We start from the raw sequence: 18,752 nt of genomic DNA on the forward strand, positions 1-18,752 counted from the left end.
TCGCCCGCGAGCGTTGAGGTTCTTGTACGTCCACGTCCCGGGGTTCTCGGCGCCGATCATCATGAAGAACACGGAACCGTCGCGGGCGTTGACCCGGTCGCGGATGAACCCGGTCATGCCTTCACCGACGAAGCTGCCGACGTCCCCGACCAGCGCGCTGGTCATGTAGCCGCCGACGCCGTTGAAGTTGAACGCCGAGGCGTGGTACAGGTTCGCGTTCCACGTCTTGAGCGAGCCGGCCACGCTGGTGTTGCGCGTGAGGTCCATGCGCGCGCCGACCACGGTCTTGCCGAACAGCGGCGAGTAGTCCATGTGGAAGACGCTGCGGTTGTACGTGTCTCCCTTGGCCTGGCTGTTGCCGATCCGCAGGCCGCAGGCGTCACAGTTCGTGCCGTCGGAGCGGTAGGAGTGGGACTCGGTGACCCCGTAGGTGAAGGTCGGGTCGACCGACACCGGGTAGACGCGCTTGGGGTCGCGCAGCCAGTTGGGGTCGACCGCGACGGTCAGCCACCAGTCTGCGCCGGCCTTGTCCAGGGTGTAGATGCCGCCGGTCATCGCCGGGGCGGTCTCGCCGTTGCCCGCGGAGTCCCAGGTCTCGATCGGCGGCAGCACGATCTTCACCACGCCCGCCTTGTCGGCGAGGGTGACGGCGCCGTTCGTCGCCAGCTTCGGCGTCAAGTCGCCGGTGGTGAGCTTGAACTTCCACGACGAGCGCCCGTCGGCCGGGGGCCGCTTGAGCTTGATCGTCTCCTTGACCGCGCCCGGGGTGACCTCGTAGTCCAGGTCCGTGCCGGCGGCGACCTCGGGGTAGGTGACCGAGTCGCCCTTCACCGCGGCCGCCGTCGGAGCCGCCTGGTCCAGGGCCAAGCCGGCGGTGTGGCCGCCGGACTCGACCTGCAGCACCGCGGCGTCGTTGGCCTTGGTGGCCAGCGACGGGCTCAGGGGGTGGTTGTCGGCGTCGGCGCGCTTGGTCGCCGGATCCGTCTCGAGGGTGGTCTGGACCGGCTGCCACTGGCCGTGCTCGTCCTGCACGTTCATCGGCTGGTTCGACTGCCGCACCGAATGCGTGCCGTCGGCGTTGACGTACTCGGTGCTGAACATCGTCCGCGACACCGGCGTCGAGCGCTGCGGGTCGAAGTGCGTGCCCGCCCCGCCGTCCAACCGGCTCTGTGCTGCGAAATCCGCCTTCGACGGCGCCTGCGGGGCCACCGGCGCAGGTGTGGCCGATGGCAGCAGGCCGACCTCACGCGGGTCGATCGGCTTGGGCGCCTCGGTCAGACGCAGCGGTGCCGCGATCGCTTCAGTGCTGCCGAGCAGCAGGGTCATCGTCAGGACGAGCACGAGTGCCCTGACCCAGCGGACCAGATGGACAAGACGCGACAAACGCAGCACGCCAGTACCTCCCCCAGCGACCCCGGCACCCCGCCGCGGTCGCCCCTAATGGCCCCGCGGGACACAGCTGCCGCCGCAGGGTCTTACCCGGCTCGCCGCGCACCTCGTGCCCGGTCTACCCAGGGGTCGGGAAGTCCTCGCCCCTCACCCGCAGCAATCATCGGCAGGGATTCACAGCTGTTACACAGGTTCGGTGAGACGAAACCCACAGTTGCCAAGCGATCACCGATCCAGTAAAAGGCCAGGTCACCGCCTTGCAGGCGCGCCAAAGCCGCCGGTTACGATGCCTGCCGGTCCCGCCATCGCCGGGCCGCAGCCATCCGTTCCGGCAGGAGATCCATGACCCAGCCAGCGCTCGCCGACACCCAGGGACCGGACGTCACCGCGCCGATCCCGCGCATCGCCGCGCCGGCCCGCGACCGCGCGTCGTGGCGGCCGAGCGTGGTCGCGTGGTGGTTGTTCGCGGCCGTCCCGATCGGCCTGGCCCTGCTGGCCGCGGTGCGCGCGCCGCGGATGCACGTGCTGCTCGACTACTGGCACGTCTTCGCCAAGATCACCGACGACAGCGGCAACCTCCTGCTCGGCCAAGTGTTCACCTACCACCTCGACCAGCCGTTCGTCGTACCTTCGCTGTTGTTCTACGCGGACGCGGCGTGGTTCGGCGGCGACAACCGCGTCCTGACGGTCCTGACCATCGCTCTGCTGGCCGTCGCGGTGCTGGCACTGCGTTCGATGCTGCCGCGACAGCTCTCACCAACAGCCCGCGGCGCGTTGACCGCGGGCATGGCGTGGCTGCTGTTCAGCTCCCACGCCACCGAACTGTGGCTGCAGGGCACGAACGGCATCAGCTGGGTGCCCGCCGTGACCTTCTGCACGATCGCGATCGCCTGCGCCCACCGCGGCCACCTCGCCTTCGCTTCAGGAGCTGCCGTTGTCGCGTGTCTCAGTTTCGGAGCAGCGTTGCCGATCTGGTTCGTGGTCGCCTTCATCATGTGGCTGCGCAAGGAATCCCGACCACGGATCGTGATCCCGGCGGCGGCAGGCGTCGTGATCGTCGTTGCGTGGTGGCTCACCAAACCCGCCGGGGCACAGTCAGGGGCGACGGCGGCGTTCGACCCGGACGGACGCCTGTCCGTCGTCGCCGCAGCCATCGGCGGATTGTGGTCAGTGGACATCGCCGTCGTCGCGGTGATCGTGGGTGGCCTGACGATCACACTGCTCGGCTTGCTGCTCAATCGGACGATCGGGGACCGCCTACGCGAGTCGGCCAGCGCAGACGCCGGATGGGCGGGAGTGGCCTGCTACGCCTTCGCGCTGGGGTTGATGCTCGCGCTCGGCCGGACGACGACGAACGTCCCGGGAGGCAACGTAGGCCTCATCAGCCGTTATGTACTCGTCGCCGCACTCGCCACCATCGCACTGCTCGTCCTGGCCACCCTGCACCGTCCACAGTGGCCACAGCGTTACCTCGTCGCCGGCATCGTCACCCTCGCGTTGATCACGCATGCGATCGGCGGCGGCAAAGCCGATGAAGTCCGCCGCAGCTACGCACCGCTCACCCTGTCCGCCATCGCGCTTCGCGTCGACGCGCCCGCCGCCTTGGACGCCCTCCACATCCAACGCGGCGCCGCACCCGCCGCCCGCGCATTGCGGGCGTACCCGTTCACCGACGACTTCACCCTCGGCTGCGGCGGCACCGAACTCGGTAGCCACGTCGACCTCGCCACCGCACAACCGATGCCGCACGACGGCCCGGGAACCGCACACGGGGCCACGGACTCCCCTACCGCCGGCGCAGACACCATCATCACCGGCTGGGCAGTTCTCAACGGAACTCCGCCAGGCTGCATTCTCATCACCGATTCCACGGGCACGGTGACCGGCGGCGGCATCACCGGACTACCCCTGACTGCCATTCAGAGCTCAACAGCCCCAGCAGGCGCCACGTCTTGGCAGGCGACAGCAGGTCCGACAAACTCCCCACTCGTCGTTCTCGCCGTCCAGGATGGCCACCTCTACCGAATCAGTTGAGGTACCACCCCAGACGACGCAGTCCACAAACGAGAACGCCGAGTCGTAGCGGAGCCGAGGACTCTCTGGGTACACGAGCCCCTACTCGCACCGCGCCCCTTGGCCCTCCAGTCGAGGTCTGTTGACGTCGCCCTCAGAGTATCTCCAGTCACCTCACCGTGTCTCCACAGAGAGCACCTCGCCTCCGGATTATTGGTTCGAGTCGTTTGGAGTCGACGTCAGTCGATCTAGCTGGGATGTTTGCAATCGCTCATGCTCTCAGTCGACGCCAGTCGACCTCGTTCGGCCTGCAATTTCGCCCTTAAATCGCCCCCTAGTTCGACAGTCAGCGCCGGTCGCGGCCGTGCGTAGGCCGCAGCGTTCCCCACGTAAGCGCTGACGCGTCTGCGTGGTCAGCTGTAACGCGACGCCACCCTTGAGCTCGACGACGGCGCCTATCAGCACCGTCCGGCATGTTGCAATCCAGGAACCTACAGCGATTGATCGAGTATGACTGCTGGACGTGTCGCGCTGCTTGTCACCTGCGTGTTGGTGGCCGGCCTGGGTACGTGGATCGCGATCGCGCGATGGGAGGACGCCAACAAGGTCGCGACAGCGGTATCGGCTTTGGGAGCTGTCGCCGCTGTCGGCGTCGCAGTGTGGGCTGTGGTACGGACGCCCAGAACCAGCAAGGCGATCGTGGTTACCGACACCGGCAAGGCAAAAGCGACTTCCGGGGGACATGCGGTCACCGGCGTCACCGGCACGCCCGGTCACGACTCGATTCGGGTAGAACGTACTGGCGATGCAGAGGCGGCCGGGGGCGGAGACGCCGTTAGCGGAGTGCAGCTGGACTGAAGCACGCGATCGATGGACGTCAGTGCCTGGCGTAGTGGGTGAGGGATGACGGATCGCAGACAACGGATCACGGTGACGGGCAGCGGCGCCGCGACTGCGACGCACGGGTATGCCAACTCGGGCGTCCACGTCGGCGACGTCAACCTGCTGACCGGCATTCCAGTCAAAACTCGGTATCGCCGGCAAGTCCAGCGAATCGCTCCTCCCCAACTGCTGGGCCGGGACGCCGAGCTGAATGAGCTGGCAGAGTTCTGCACCTCGCCCGCAACGGCCGGGACCTACCAGTGGCTGCGGGCAGGACCGTGGTCAGGCAAATCGGCTTTGGTGTCCTGGTTCGTCCTTCATCCCCCCGCCGGGGTGCGGATGGTGTCCTTCTTCATCACCGCCCGGCTGGCGGCCCAGAACGATCGCAGCGCGTTCATCGACAACGTGATGGAGCAGCTGCTGGCACTGCTGGGCGAGGCACTCCCACCGTTCTTGACCGAGTCCAACCGGGAAGCACATCTGCTGGGACTACTCGCCGAGGCAGCCGAAGCGTGCGACCGCCGCGGCGAGCAGTTCGTCTTGCTGGTGGACGGTCTAGACGAAGATCGAGGAGTGCACGACGGGCCGGACTCTCACAGCGTTGCGGCGGTGCTACCTGCGGAGCCACCGTTCGGGATGCGGGTCATTGTGACTGGCCGACCAAACCCACCGATCCCGACTGATGTGCCCAGCTACCACCCGCTCCGGGACAAGACGACCATTCGATCGTTGAGACCCTCAGCGGAAGCACGCGAGATTCAGGAGGACACGCAGCGCGAACTGAAGCGGCTACTGCGCGGCTCGGTCGCCGAACAAGACCTACTGGGGCTCGTAGCCGCGGCGGGCGGTGGTTTGTCCGCCCCCGACCTGGCTGAGTTGACCGGCTGGTCACCATGGGACGTCAACGATCAGCTACGAACCGTGACAGGGCGGAGCTTCACTGCCCGAGACAGTCATTTCCGCTCTGACGGGCCGGACGTTTTCCTCCTTGGACACGAAGAGCTGCAGGTCGCCGCATTGACGATGCTCGGTCTGGCTCGAGTCGCAGGCTACCGCGATCGCCTGCACACTTGGGCTGAGCAGTATCGCGCACGGCACTGGCCAGCCGGCACCCCGGAGTATCTGCTGCGCGGGTACTTCCGCATGCTGCAAGCCGCCGGCGAGTGGGAGCGCATGACCAATCTCGCGACCGATACCGCCCGGCAAGATCGGATTCTCGACGTTTCCGGAGGAGATGCCGCAGTCCTGTCCGAGATCACCAGAACCCAAGACGCCATCGCCGCGCACGACGAGCCGGACCTGATCGCCATGGTCCGTCTAGCCATCCACCGCGACCACCTCCGCGCGCGCAGCAGCAACATCAACACCGACCTACCAGCAGCATGGGCGGCTCTAGGCCAACTCAACAGAGCCGAGTCACTTGCGAACTCGATTCCTGACCTCCAAAGTCGCGCGCAGGCATGGGTACAGATCGCCCAGGCACTGACGACGGATGGAGAACCCCAGCGAGGAAGTGAAGTCTTCGATCATGCCGAGGCGATCGCGCGGTCAATTCCCCAGCCCGGCACACAGGCGTGGGCGCTGATGCCGGTGTGCCAGGCAGTGGCCAAAGCCGGCTACCACGACCGCGCCGAGGCGATCGCCCGCTCGATCACCGAACCCACTCAGCAGGCACTCGCGCTGGCCTCGCTGGTTTCGGCGGTAGCCAGCGCCGGCGACCGCAACCGCGCTGCAGAGATCGCGTACACCATCGACCCACCAGAGCAGCAGGCAAATTCGCTAACGATGCTTGCTATAACGACGGCTAGCGCAGGCGACCGTGAACATGCCTATGAACTACGTAGTCACGCCGCAAAAATCATCCGGTTGATAACCCAGCCCAACAAACAAGCATCGGCCCTCGTGCTTCTGTCCGGGGTAGCGGCCACGGCTGGAGACCTCGCCGGCGCCGAGTCGATCATCCGGTCCGTCACCGACCCGGACAAACAGGCACAGGCGCTCGTCGCACTCGTTGGGACTGTCGCCAGGGCCGGAGACCACGAACGGGCCGAAGCTATTGCGAACTCGATCACAGACCTCGGCAAGCGGGCACATGCGCTCATGGGGCTAGCCGGAGCGGCAGCCACAGCTGGCGACCACGACGGCGCCAACAGACTCCGTGAGCGCGCCGAGGCAATCGCCCGCTCGATCACCAAACCCTCCCACCGAGCATCGACCTTGGCGTCGTTGGCACGGCAGACGGCCTGGCGCGGCGACCACGACCGCGCTGTGGCTATTGCACATTCCATCGTCCAGCCCGATCAGCAAGCAGCGGCGCTCGTGTCGATCGCCGAGGCATTGATCAGCGCCGCTAACCACGAGCGCATACGCGACCTCCTGCAGCAAGCCGAGGCTGCTACTGGATCCATCACCCACGCTGACCAGCAAGCACTGGCGCTCGCATCGCTGGCCAGGGTAGTAGCGCGGACCGGTGACCGAACGCGCGCCGAAGCGATCGCCCACAGCATCACCCAGCCTGACCAACAGGCATCCGCGCTCGCATCATTAGTCGAGGCGGCTGCCGAAGCAGGTGACCACGACCACGCCGAAGCGATCGCTCGCATGATCGCCCGATCGAAGCGCCAAGCATCAGCCCTAGTGTTGTTGGCCGGGATCGTGGTCAAAGCCGGAGAGCACGAACGGGCCCACAAGATCCTCCGCCTCGCCGAAGAGGTCACCCACTCCTTCACGCAGCCCGGCCAGCAAGCATCGGTACTCGTGCTGTTGGCCGGGGCAGTTGCTAGAGCCGGCCACCATGAGCACGCCGACAACATCCTTCACCGCGCCGAGGCTGTGGCCCGTTCCATCACTCGACCCGATCAGCAGACATCGGTACTCGTGCTGTTGGCCGGGGCAGTTGCTAGAGCCGGCCACCATGAGCACGCCGACAACATCCTTCACCGCGCCGAGGCTGTGGCCCGTTCCATCACCGGCCGCGGCACGCAGGCATCGGCACTCACGTCGCTGGCTATAGCACTAGCCAGCGCGGGTGACGAACAAAATGCCGAGGTGATTGCTCGTTCCATCACCCAACCCGACCAAAAGGCACGAGCGCTGGAGTTCCTGGCCTGGTCGGCAGCGGGACGCAGCGAGCATAACCGCGCCGAAACACTCGTCTCCTTCATAACCCCGCCCGAAAGGCAAGACGATGCGCTGGTGGGGCTCGTCAGGATGTCGGGAGGTGGCGACTACCGACGCGCCGAATCGCTCGCCCACTCCATCGCTCAACCAGACAAACAGGCCGAGGCGCTGGCGTTGCTGGCTGGCAACGTAGCGAGAGCCGGCGACCGGCCGTACGCGCGTAGCCTGCTCGGCCACACCGAGTTGATCATCAATTCCGTAGTCCATCCTGACCGGCAGGCGTCGGCGCTCGCGGCATTGGCTGGGACCGCGAGCGACCTCGGCGACCTTGAACACGCCGAGACGATCGCCCGTTCCATCACCGACCCCGACAAGGAGGCACAGGCACTCGCGTCACTGGCCACAGCCGTCGCCAAGGCCGGCAATCATGGGTACGCCGAGGCAATCGCGCGCTCCATCACCCAACCCGACAAGCAAGCGCAGGCGCTGGTGTCGCTGGCCAGCGTCGTGGCCAAGTCCGGCAACTACGACCACGCCGAGACGATCGCTCGCTCCATCGCCCAGCCCGACCAACAGGCGTTTGCACTGCTTTGGCTAGTCCGAGCTGCGGCCGAAGCAGGTGTCCAGGACCGCGCCGAGGCGATCACGTCCTCCATCACCCATCTTCAGCGACGGGCAGACGCGTTGCTGATAGTGGCCAAGCACAGCCCTCGCCCACGTAGCCTTCGCGCGGTTGCAGAAGTATTGTCAACCTCCAGTTGGCAATTTCCAGTGAATGACGTCTTGCGACTCGAGCCGGACGCCGTTACGGCTATCACTGATGAGCTGGCGGTTGCATGGAGATTCGAGCCGCCGGACACCACTTAACCCTTTGAGCGGTGACGTCTTCACGACCGAGAAGTCGTAGCCATGACCGAGAAAAACGACCAGCCTGATCGAGCAACACCTAGATAAGGTTCAGCGGCGCATACTCACAGGGTGAACCGAACGCGCCAGGCCGACGTCACAGGCGCCATCCTGCACTGCGGCCACCTACTCGCAGGTGTGCATAAGAGTCATTATGCATTAGTTCCCATCTATACGCGCCTCTCAAGAAAGGCAACGCGTTCAAGAGATTGACGTATATAGTATTGCATCATCTGAATCCCTTCTTTCGAAGCACTCGACCCGTCCCAAATTAAGTTTCCCGCCCCGTGCAGCCTCTCCATCATAATCGAAACACCACCAAGCCTATGCCTAAGCTCGTCATCTTCGATTCGGCGCACATAGTCGACAATTCGTCGAATATTCACGTGCCACCCTTCATCCTGGAAGACGCTATCGTCCACGACCCGAACAGCCAAATGCAGTGCATCCTGAATCTCAAGCAACGTGACCCTGAGATCACCTGGGGGGCGGCGCCGCTGGCGAAGCCAGACGAATACCTGCCATCCCAGTGACGCAAATCCCGCGAAGGCACCAACCGTCTTCAGTAACTCGATCATGCCGACCCCTCGTTCATTGCATGCGAACATACACCGAACCAGTTCTCGGTCGCAGCCAGTCAGTCGCTTAGAAAATATCTACCTCACGCAGCATTGCGCCGATAACAGTGACTATTTCACCTCGTCGCGAATCACATCCTTCACAACCTTGCGGTCCGGAGCCAAGAAGTCGCAAACAGTAGTCAAATCCTAGAAGACCGCCACATCGAGCCCGGTATTCACACCAATGGGCCAAGGTGGGCAACGATGACCACGGACCATGGCATGGTGGTTCGACCGGCTGGCGTCGAGCGCGCTGACCAGCCGCGACGACATGGAGGTATGATTGATGAGGAACGCGTGGACGTTCAGCAACAAGCAGACTGGATACACTCGCACGTCGAGGCTCACTTTAAGCTGGGAGCTGCACTGCGACCCGATCTCCGACAACTACACGCCGGCCGAAATCGACGCCGTGGATCTGCTGAAGCTTTGGGCCAAGCGTTACTTCCCCGATCCGACCGCGGAGAAGTTGTACGGTCCAGGCATGGTGGGCATCGGCTGGTTCGTCGACGGGGCAGAGAGCAGCACTTTTGAGGCAGCACCGTTCACCGCCCATGTCTTCAATCTCACGACACACGAAGACTTCCTCACCACCTACACGTGGCCGCGCCACGCCGACGACCACACGCCGCTGAACTGGCTGAAACTGCCAGTGGCGGACAAGCTGTGGAGACACGAACGCGGCGACAAGGGCGGATTCGTGCAACAGGCCACCGGATGGAAGCCTTCACCGCTGCAGCCCGCAGTTCACCTCCCGGGCTTGCTCGCAGCAGTACCCGAACTCCACGGAGTGGTGCCATACCGGCCGCGCGCCACTAAGTAGCTACGCCGCCCCAGCCGCCCGCCGCGGTAACGTCGCGACCGCCGCAGGTCCCCCGGATTCCGACAACTTCCGCGTGCGCTCACCTCGGCTACCAAGACGTCGGCGCCCAATCTTCCGCCACCGCAGTGGTTTACGTCGCAGTCGACTGCACACCCACCGACACGACGATGGCGGCCACGCGAAGCACGGCCAGCATGTACTCCGCGAAGGTAACCCGGTTGCCGACGTGGATCAGCACGCGCGCCCCGGGGCGACCGCGAGTCCCGGGGCACGAGCTGCCGGAGTCGACCGTCTGGTGGCCATCGGAGATCTTGGCGGAGTGACACCCGAGGCGGGCGTCATGATAGGTGCAGAAGCTCTCGAGGACCATGTGATCACACACGGTTTCCTGGACTGGTTCCCGGTACAACGAAACCCGATCGGTCCGGCGTGTCCCGGGGAGTGGCTTCCCTCCCGGCCGGAAGATCCAGCTGTCCGGCAGTCGTGGAGCGGGTGCCGGCCAGCAAGCACCGAGCAGGCAAGGACCCAGGGATGACCGGCGACCACGAGACCACGGACGACGCTCCACCCATTCCCTCTGGCCTCCGCCTGCAGACACTGGCTCCGGCGTATATAGCCGAGCAGCACAAGACCTACGTGAGGCACTTGCAAGAAGCCGTCGACGAGACGAAGAATCTCAACATCGCGATCACCGGCCGGTACGGCACGGGCAAGTCGAGCGTGCTCGACGAATTCGTGACCGGCCGTCCCGGCACGATGCGCATCGCGATCTCCACGCTCGGGCCCGACGCCAAGGACGTGGACACCAAGAACCCGGACGCCAAGGTCACGGGTCCAAAGGAGACGCCCAAGACGCTCACCAACCGCATCCAGAAGGAGCTCGTCAAGCAGCTCCTGTACCGAGCGTCCCCTCGCAAGCTTCCGTACTCGCGCTTCAACCGCATCGTCCCGTTATCCAAGAAGCGCGCGACGCTCGAAGCGATGGGTGCGGTCGGGGTCGTCGCCGGTGCACTGGGGCTCCTCGGCTGGCTGCCTCACCTCGCCGGCACCGGGCCCGGCCACAACGGATGGCTCGGTGTGCTGTCCGGGGCCGGCTTCGCAGCTCTCGCGATCCTCGTACTCGCCACCCTGCGGGTCGTGATTTACGGCCGTTTCGTCGTCTCGGACGTCTCGGCGGCGGGCGCCGCGGTGAAGCTGACACAGCGCTCGTCGACGTACTTCGACGAGTACCTGGAAGAGATCGTCTACTTTTTCGACACCGAACTGCCCGCGGTCGTCGTCTTCGAGGACCTGGACCGGTTCGACGACCCGCACATCTTCGAAGCCCTGCGCGAGTTCAACACCCTGCTCAACAACACGGCCAAGCGAGTCGCGGAAGAGAAACCGCTCCGATTCGTCTACGCCATCAAGGACAGCCTCTTCGAGAAGCTGAGCTTCGGCGCCGAGCGGGACGAGATCGACGCGGCCCAGGCCGAGACGGTGCGAGCCAACCGCACAAAGTTCTTCGACATCGTCATCCCGGTCGTGCCGTTCATCTCCCATCGCAACGCCCGTGAGCTGCTCTTGGACCTGCTGACCACGGGCAAGATCACCGGTATCGACCGCGAGCTCATCACCCTGGTGGCCCAGCACGTCACGGACATGCGGCTGTTGAAGAACATCTACAACGAGTACATCGTCTTTGCAGAACGGCTGCTGGTGGCTGGCCGGACCGCCCCGGGGCTGATCCCGAGCAACCTCTTCGCACTGGTCGTCTACAAGAACATCCACCTGAAGGACTTCGAGGAGATCGCGCGCCGCGGCAGCGCGCTCGATGACCTGTACGCACGCCGTCAGGAACTGGTGGCAGCCGCGATCGACGACTGTGAACGGCGAAAGCGAGAGTTGCTCGAAGAGTCGACACGCCCAGAGAAGATGGGACCGCTGGCTGAGCGGCTCGGTGATCGCCTCGTCGCACTTGGACAGATGCTCAGGGACCTTTCTCAGCACGTGCAAATCAGGAACTGGAATTATGTAAGGTTCCAGGCGGGAACCGACTGGTACTCGGAAGACGAAGTGCATGACTGCGATTTCTGGCGAGCTGTGACGGACGCGAACAGGATTGCGATCCGCGCTTCGTCCGAAAAGAAGTCCGGACAGGAGTCCGACCTTGGCACCTGGGGAGACAGCCGGATTCAGGCGCTCTTCCCGGAAGCCGCCGATGCCGATCGCTGGGCCGACGTCAACGAGCATGAGAACCAGGCTGCGATCCAGCAGATCGACAAGGACATCGCCTTCCTTCGGGGTGCCGACTTCGCGAAGCTTGCCGCCGACCCACGGTTCACCCTCTCCGATGGGGAAGGTACTACCTTCGCGCAGATCGTGGTGAAGACGATGGGTTCGGAGCTGGCGGTCGAACTCGTGGCGAACGGGTACCTGGATCGTAACTTTGCCCTGTACGCGGCCCAGTTTTACGGCCGGTTCTCCGGAGCCGACGTCGCCACGTTCATTGTGCAGCACGTACAGACCAACACACCGAACGTCGAGTACAAGTTCTCCGGTCCGGCGGCGGTCAAGAACCTCCTGGCCGAAACTCCACCGGAGTTCGTCCGGACGGTCAGCGCCTACAACGTGGACGTGCTGGACCACCTCCTCGGCGAGGACGACGAGCGAGCGGCGGACATCGCGCGATCCATAGCGCGCACTTTCGACGACCGAGCGCAGGCGTTGCTCCGGCGGTACTTCAACCTCGGCGCCTGGCCGGCGAAGTTCGCGGCCACGCTGAGCAGCATCGGCTGGTCGCCGATCTTCGCGTCGCTCGTCGAGGGCGAAGCGGCACCCGAACGCCTGCGTCCCGGACTCGTCGATGCTGCACTCCGGGACGCGGTTCGCGGCCACGCTTACGAACTCGGCGACGAGGTGCGGGACTTCATCACCGCCCACTACCAGGCGATGGCGGTCTTCACGGACTCGCAGCCGCCTCCGATCCGCGTGAAAGTCCTCGAGCTCGTCCAAGAAGCCGGCATCGTGTTCCCGGACCTGACCAAGATCAGCGACGACATGCGAAGGAAAGTTGTCGAAGAGTGGCTCTACCAGATCACCGCGGACAACCTGCGAGCGGCGATGGAAGCCGACGGGGCGGTGAGCCTCGACCTGATCCGGGACAACGCGGACGTCTACAAGTTCTGCCTGGACAGGCCGAGCAGATACCTGAGCGCCGTCGAGGCCGACGTCGCGACACAGCACGCTGTTGTCGCCCAAGAGACGCTCGTCGATGTCCTCACCACGGTGCCGGAGACGTGGGAGAGCGACCAGGTACAGCGCCTGATCTCCCTGGCTGCGCCGAGCAGCCGACTGGAACGCCTGGACGCCGTCCCGGCGTCGTGCTGGCAGGACCTCGTCTCGCACCGGCTCTTCGAGCCGAGCGTCCGAAACGTCAAGGCCTACCTCGACGTAGTCGGCAAGATCGACGAAGAGCTCACTGCCTTGATCACCGACGCGGGCCGCATCCTGGCCACCGACGAGGAGGAGGCAGATCGCGCGCACGTTGCTGTCGAGATCCTCAACGCCGCCGGGGTGATCCCTGATCCCGGTGAACGCATCAAGCTGGTGGAAAGCCTTCAGCTCGCTGAGTACCTGGTGCCCTCGGAGATCGAACCCGAGAAGAGTGGTCTCTTCGCCCTCTTGCTCGAGCACCATCTCGTCGAAGACTCGTTCGAATCATTCCTGAGGTTCAGGGAAGCGGGCTGGCCGGCCATCGGTCCCGCCATCACGAAGTCTTCGGGTTTCACGGATTTCTTGACGCCCGAACTGGTCGGCGGTTTCGTCGTTGAGTTCCTGCGCAGCAGTGAGGTCCCCATGGTGGCCCGGGACAAGGTCGTCGACGCACTGGGGGCGTACGTTCCGGACGCTGACACTACCGCGCTCGCGGCGGCCGGCCGCTACGCGTTGGGCCGGCAGCTCGGACTTCCTCCGGACCAGCTCGCCCGGATCGCGGCGGCTACGAGGGACGTCGACCTGATTGTCCGGTTGCTCACCGTCCGGTCGTCGCTGCCGCCGGCCGAGGAGGTCGTCGGCGTGCTCTGTGAGCTCGGCGAGCCGTACTCTTTTCTGCAGACCCGCGTCAAGAACAAGTTCGACGTGCCTGCCGACGACGCGCACCAGAAGTTGTTCACCCACTTGAAGAGCAAGGGCGCGGTGGCCGTCGTCACCAGGGCGCGGGTTCGGGAGCGTCTCAACGTGACCGTCGTGCGCTAATGAGACGACTCGTGCTTCGGGAGCAAGCAGGAGCCATTCATTTCGGTGCTCGAACAGGAGATGGCGCACCTTTCTAACGTGCCGCGGACGTCGGCTTACTAAGGCCTGGTGCGTCCAGAGCCAAGTCGGTGCGATGACGCTTAAGACCGATACCACTTGTGCGTAAGAGACATGATCTGCCGAGACAAAGTCGCTAAGAACCCTATGTGAGACGTTCGCGGGCCGACGAGCTGCTGGCATCAGGCAGCATGCCCTCGAGTGCAGCGAGATTATCCGTGTTGGCGACGCGGCGCTTGCGGTAGTGGCGCTCGGCGACCTGCCGGCTGTTGCCCAATTGGTCGGCGATCGCTGTGGTCGGCAGGCCCGCTTCGTCGAGGACGGTGCCGACCGTCTTGCGGAACACGTGGCTGGTGACCCACTCGTACCCCACCGCGGTCACCGCCTCGCTGAGCCGGTTGATGACGTTCGACGGGTCGAGGAAGCCGCCGGCGAACGAGGCGAAGATCGGTTCGTCCCCAGCCGCGACTTTGCGTCGACGCAGAACCGGCAGGGCCCACGCTGGTATGCCGAGGATGAGCTCGTCCTGGTTGCCCTTGCGCTGAGGACGGCGGACCAGACCGGCTCCAGCGACGCGGATAATGTGGTGGGTCGCCGCCACAGTCTTGGCGTCGAGGTCGATGTCGGTGCCCAAGACCGCTAAAGCTTCGCCGATCCGGACGCCGGTGGCGAGCATGATCTCCATCAGGTCGGCCAGGTCCAGCCAGAGCTGGCCGCGGGGGCCGAGGGGTCGGCCGCGGGCGTCGGTTTGGCGGGTCAGGGCGTACGCGCGTAGCTTCGCGAGAAGGTCGACGCGCTGTTCGAAGGTGAGCGCTTCCACTTTCTTCTGGTCGCCGTTGCGCGTCATCCGGCCGATCTTGCGGACCGGATTCTCCTCCATAGCCCCGTGCCTGACCGCGTAGTCGCACGCGCCCGACATCGCGGCCTTCAGGGTTTTCGCGGTGTCGTAGCTCTTCTTCCTTCGGGCCTCTCTGATCACCTTGCTGCAGCGGGTGACGTTTACCTCGTAGCACTGCAGCTGCCCCAGCGGCGGAGCCGCCCAGTTCTTGAGCACACTGCGGTAGAGCCGGACGGAAGTCGGGGAGAAATTTCCCAGGCTTGCCTCGTCTTCCAACTCATCAAGGTACAGAGTGATTACTTTCTCGAAGCGGGTCGACCGGCTTATTTCTCCGTCGGTCGACTTCGTCGTGAGGTCGCCGAGAGCTTCCTTCAGCCGCTTAATGGCCAGGTCTTTGCCGACCGCCTGTCGGCGCACTCGCTGCAGGGTGCCGTCGCTTTTCCTGAAGTAGGTACTCGCGCGGTAGCGCACACCCTGCCTCTTGGTTTTGGGGAGCTTCTCGACCGCGATGACGCCGTAGGCGCCGATCGGTGTCGACAACCTGCCCACAGCAGAACTCCTTCAGAGACCCACGCACGAGACTATTCGAACGCTGCGAATTGTTGATCGACGTTGACGCTAGCATCCTTGACACGAGTGCAGGTAGCGGTCTAATTCGAAATCAGGCACCAGGTAATAGCGCCCTGCCCTCAGGGACTTGATACTGCCTTTATGAATCAAGCCGAGCACTGTCTCGTAAGGAATTCCCAGTTGTGTCGCGACTTCCCGCGGCGTCCAGGCGCGCCGCGACAGTGGCTCCTCATTCATGGCAAGTATCTCCTTAATTTCGGCCACCACATGGCCGCGACGGCACGACACTCCGGGTCTTCGTTCTGGTGGTGCGTCCACGAGGCGGACGTGTACAAGCCGTCCGCGGATCCAGATCCAGCGACCGGAACCACCGCCCTGTCCACTCAGCGACCGTCACCGCGCTGTCGGCCGGATCGATCCACACCCGCCGACGCCGATCCACCTCCAACCCGGCGGCATAAGCCACAGCATCACGCCGCGAGCCAAATCCGACACCGAACGAACACCGAAACCTTGCCGTCGATACCTCACCCGCCACGACCTGCTGCCACACTGCTCCACCCACGCCACAACAACCTCCCGCACCTGAATGAGGCCAACGAGGCGTTGACCCCAACGGTGAAATTCCCGGCCACAGACCGCCCGCCGGCATCCAGATGCACGGACCACGACGACCGGTCCCCAGAGTTCTGCGTGGTTGAGTCGGCATGGGCTAGCACCGGCTGAGGTCGTTGCTTCTGGCCTGCGCAGGCGCCGGCCCAGATAACGGTCAGCCGGCACCACGGCCGCAGTCGACTTGGCCGCTGCCCCGGCGTCAACAACCTTTTGGGGCATAAGGTCGCGTTGCAAGTACGAAGCTGGCACCTGCCCCCTGTGTCCGAGGCAGGCGCGGACCTGGACACCAACTCCGGCTGTACCCCGTGCTGCTAACCGGGTCGACGTGTGTCGGGGTCGGCGTCCATTGCCACCCAGGCGCGGCGGAACTGCACGATAAGTTCCGCCACCCGCTCGCGCTGCGTCTCAGGAATTCCGTTTACTTCCTGCACTGCCTCGGCTGTCACCCTGGCGAACGTGGCCTGGACCGCAATCACCCGCTCCCGGGCGGCATCCATGCCAGCACGGTCGCCGGCCTGCGCAGCAGCCCACGCCGTCGCTCGCGCGGCGGAAAGCAATTGGGCGGCGACGTCCTGCTCAGCGAGGAGCGCCAGCCCGCGCGCGTCGTTGACGATGCCCTCCGCTCGGGCACGCGCGACCTGGTTCTCCAGTACGCCCTGTGCAGCCTCGGCTGCTTCAGCCGGACGATCCCGGTCGCCGTCGCCCGTGAGCCAGCCCTCGTCGGCGGCTTCCTCCGCAGACTCAGCCATCTCCAACAACGCCTTCTCCAGGGCCTCGTGCCGAGCGTCGTCCGGTCGCCGCAGGCTCTCGTGGCTGCGGAACCGGATCACCGGCAACGTCGATCGAACAGCCACGCTGACCGTGCCGACCGCAATTCCCTGCGCCGGACCTCCGCAAGGTCACCGCCGGTAACGCCGCCTTACCCGGCTCCTTCACTGGTGCAGCTGGTCGATCCAGTCGGTCGGGACTCTGCCGGCTGGGCCCGGTGCGGGCTGGTCCAATGGATGGTGCGGCGGTCCGCTGAGCTCGGGACCGCGCTCGAACATCACTTGTACCTTGTAGTCCCAGAACCATTCTTCCCCCGGCTCGAAGCTCCGCACGAATCGATGTCCGGTCTGCGCAGCGTGCCTGCTGGCGTGTTGTCCTGGCGACGAGTCGCAGCAGCCCACGTGCCCGCACTGCGCGCAGCGCCGTAGGTGGAACCACCAGCTCTGCGTCTGCTCGCACTCCACGCACCCGGTGCCGCTCGGAGCCTGACTCGCGTCGATGCCTTCCATCACTCGGCTGCCAAGCTGACGAGGCTCTGGCCGACCAGCGGTCCTCCGCGTGCTTGGTGCAGCCTGCCGCCTTCGGCCAGTCCGCCCAGGTCGATCGGTGCGTACCCGAGGTCGTCCAGCACAGCGATGAACGCTTTCTTTGCCGCATCGTCGTCACCCGAGACGAACAGCACCCGTCGTCCGCCCGCCTGCCGGGGATCTGCCGCGAGATCGGCCGCGAACAGATGGTTCAGGGCCTTGAGAACGCGTGCGCCAGGAGCAAGCGCGGCAACGTGTTCGCTGGAGGTGACCTGCCCGGGCCTGAGCGGCGGCGCGGCGAAGTCGTTGGTGGCGTCCACCAGGATGCGCCCGTCCCAGTCCGTCAGGTCGTTGAGCACTGCGGTGACCTGATCCCGGGGTACGGCGAGCACCACGATCTCCGCTCGCCCGGCGTCGAAACGGGTACCGGCGACCACCCCGGGGCCAATCTCGGCTACCACACCGGCGAGCGTCTCGGGCGCTCGGCTGTTACTCAAGATCGCTTCGTGGCCGCCTGTGGCCAGGCGGCGCGCGAACGCCGAGCCGATCGCACCCGCTCCCAGAATCCCGACCTGCATCCCCGTCCTCTCCCTCGTCTCTTTCGGACACCACCGATGTTGTCAGGAGGAAGGTGGCGCTCACACCAGTCATATGACCGGAGCACGACGGTCGTGCGCCCGCGGGGACTTCAGTCCAGCGTCGACCGGGAGGGAGGTTCACTCGCGGTGCGGCTACCGGATGCCCTCAGCGGTGGCACGCGTTGTCGCAGAAGGGACGTCTTGTCGACCGACCGCACGCGCACAGTGCCATACGTGTGTCCTGGTGAGGCTCGCCGTCGGCGCCGGTCAGGACAAGGTTGCCGCGGATAAGGATTGGGCCGTGGTCGGTCGCGGTCACGACAGTCGGATCGGGTGCACGTTCGTCGGTGCCGTCACGTCGTGTGTAGCGCAACGCGCCGCTGGGGCAGCGTTCCACCACCTCGGCGACTGCGTCAGCCTCGGCGTTGTCCGGGGTGATCCAGGGGCGCGCTTGGACGTCGAACACGGCCGGCAGCCCGCGCAGGCACTCGGCGAAATGGAGGCAGCGGCTGCCGTCGAAGCTGACAGTGATGTCGGATCCGCTGTAGGACTTGGGCGTCGGGTGACTCATCGCGGCGTCGCGCCGAGGTGCCGCCGGCGAGCGTGGTCGTCACAAGGGGACATGATCATCCCTCGGTTCATCGCGTGAAGGTTCATGTATTGTGGCGAGTGTAGTACACGGAGATCACGCAGAGCCAGGTTCGGCCGGTGGCGGACAGCGCTGACCAGCCCGGCTTCGACAGGCTGCCTGGGCGGGAGCTGTCGGCGCAGGTTCGGCGGCGCTCGCAGTGACTCCGCGGCGTCAGCGCG

General features: G+C 65.1%; 10 protein-coding genes and 2 pseudogenes. 4 read left to right on the plus strand and 8 right to left on the minus strand.

The window, feature by feature from the left end:
* Nucleotides 1-1,392 (minus strand): annotated as a pseudogene (locus tag ACWDN5_RS25750) (PA14 domain-containing protein); the annotation flags it as partial.
* A gap of 339 nt (nucleotides 1,393-1,731) precedes the next feature.
* On the opposite strand from ACWDN5_RS25750, the gene ACWDN5_RS25755 reads away from it, so the two are divergent.
* Together ACWDN5_RS25755 and ACWDN5_RS25760 are read left to right on the plus strand one after the other, a co-directional pair.
* Nucleotides 1,732-3,423, plus strand: a complete 1,692-nt coding sequence (locus ACWDN5_RS25755) for a DUF2079 domain-containing protein (protein ID WP_449678050.1) — start codon at nucleotides 1,732-1,734, stop codon at nucleotides 3,421-3,423.
* An 882-nt stretch (nucleotides 3,424-4,305) separates the two neighbouring features.
* Nucleotides 4,306-8,271 (plus strand): hypothetical protein, encoded by a 3,966-nt coding sequence (locus ACWDN5_RS25760; RefSeq protein ID WP_449678051.1) that lies wholly within the window; start codon nucleotides 4,306-4,308, stop codon nucleotides 8,269-8,271.
* 209 nt (nucleotides 8,272-8,480) lie between these two features.
* Here the strand turns inward: ACWDN5_RS25760 and ACWDN5_RS25765 are convergent, their stop codons facing one another.
* Complete coding sequence (locus ACWDN5_RS25765; RefSeq protein ID WP_449678052.1) at nucleotides 8,481-8,888, minus strand: hypothetical protein; 408 nt, start codon at nucleotides 8,886-8,888, stop codon at nucleotides 8,481-8,483.
* A gap of 328 nt (nucleotides 8,889-9,216) precedes the next feature.
* Here ACWDN5_RS25765 and ACWDN5_RS25770 point away from each other — a divergent pair, with 328 nt between their 5' ends.
* Nucleotides 9,217-9,753, plus strand: coding sequence for a hypothetical protein (locus ACWDN5_RS25770; RefSeq protein WP_449678053.1), 537 nt, complete (start codon nucleotides 9,217-9,219; stop codon nucleotides 9,751-9,753).
* Nucleotides 9,754-10,284: 531 nt separating this feature from the next.
* Nucleotides 10,285-13,989, plus strand: a complete 3,705-nt coding sequence (locus tag ACWDN5_RS25775) for a YobI family P-loop NTPase (RefSeq protein WP_449678054.1) — start codon at nucleotides 10,285-10,287, stop codon at nucleotides 13,987-13,989.
* Between the two features lie 202 nt (nucleotides 13,990-14,191).
* Here ACWDN5_RS25775 and ACWDN5_RS25780 read toward each other — a convergent pair whose 3' ends face one another.
* The 6 genes and pseudogenes from ACWDN5_RS25780 to ACWDN5_RS25805 all read right to left on the minus strand — a co-directional run bounded on the left by ACWDN5_RS25780 (nucleotide 14,192) and on the right by ACWDN5_RS25805 (nucleotide 18,513).
* A complete protein-coding gene (locus ACWDN5_RS25780; protein ID WP_449678055.1) occupies nucleotides 14,192-15,433 on the minus strand; it encodes a tyrosine-type recombinase/integrase in 1,242 nt (413 codons plus the stop codon).
* A gap of 69 nt (nucleotides 15,434-15,502) precedes the next feature.
* Nucleotides 15,503-15,691, minus strand: a complete 189-nt coding sequence (locus ACWDN5_RS25785; protein WP_449678056.1) for an excisionase family DNA-binding protein — start codon at nucleotides 15,689-15,691, stop codon at nucleotides 15,503-15,505.
* A gap of 689 nt (nucleotides 15,692-16,380) precedes the next feature.
* Complete coding sequence (locus ACWDN5_RS25790; RefSeq protein ID WP_449678057.1) at nucleotides 16,381-16,923, minus strand: hypothetical protein; 543 nt, start codon at nucleotides 16,921-16,923, stop codon at nucleotides 16,381-16,383.
* 78 nt (nucleotides 16,924-17,001) lie between these two features.
* Nucleotides 17,002-17,346: a UBP-type zinc finger domain-containing protein gene (locus ACWDN5_RS25795; protein ID WP_449678058.1), complete on the minus strand. Its 345-nt coding sequence runs from the start codon at nucleotides 17,344-17,346 to the stop codon at nucleotides 17,002-17,004.
* A pseudogene (locus tag ACWDN5_RS25800) lies at nucleotides 17,346-17,966 on the minus strand (NADPH-dependent F420 reductase); the annotation flags it as partial. The pseudogene ACWDN5_RS25800 and the gene ACWDN5_RS25795, both read right to left, overlap by 1 nt.
* Nucleotides 17,967-18,108: 142 nt before the next feature.
* The gene (locus ACWDN5_RS25805) at nucleotides 18,109-18,513 is read right to left on the minus strand and encodes a (4Fe-4S)-binding protein (protein WP_449678059.1); all 405 of its coding nucleotides are present in this window, start codon (nucleotides 18,511-18,513) and stop codon (nucleotides 18,109-18,111) included.
* Between the last annotated feature and the right edge of the window lie 239 nt (nucleotides 18,514-18,752).

The organism is Amycolatopsis sp. NPDC003731 (assembly GCF_053586895.1).

Excerpts from the sequence above, each read along its gene's own strand:
- ACWDN5_RS25795 (WP_449678058.1), bottom strand. The coding sequence starts at position 17,346 with ATGGAAGGCATCGACGCGAGTCAGGCTCCGAGCGGCACCGGGTGCGTG.
- ACWDN5_RS25785 (WP_449678056.1), bottom strand. The coding sequence starts at position 15,691 with ATGAATGAGGAGCCACTGTCGCGGCGCGCCTGGACGCCGCGGGAAGTC.
- ACWDN5_RS25770 (WP_449678053.1), top strand. The coding sequence starts at position 9,217 with ATGAGGAACGCGTGGACGTTCAGCAACAAGCAGACTGGATACACTCGC.
- ACWDN5_RS25765 (WP_449678052.1), bottom strand. The coding sequence starts at position 8,888 with ATGATCGAGTTACTGAAGACGGTTGGTGCCTTCGCGGGATTTGCGTCA.
- ACWDN5_RS25775 (WP_449678054.1), top strand. The coding sequence starts at position 10,285 with ATGACCGGCGACCACGAGACCACGGACGACGCTCCACCCATTCCCTCT.
- ACWDN5_RS25805 (WP_449678059.1), bottom strand. The coding sequence starts at position 18,513 with ATGAGTCACCCGACGCCCAAGTCCTACAGCGGATCCGACATCACTGTC.
- ACWDN5_RS25755 (WP_449678050.1), top strand. The coding sequence starts at position 1,732 with ATGACCCAGCCAGCGCTCGCCGACACCCAGGGACCGGACGTCACCGCG.
- ACWDN5_RS25760 (WP_449678051.1), top strand. The coding sequence starts at position 4,306 with ATGACGGATCGCAGACAACGGATCACGGTGACGGGCAGCGGCGCCGCG.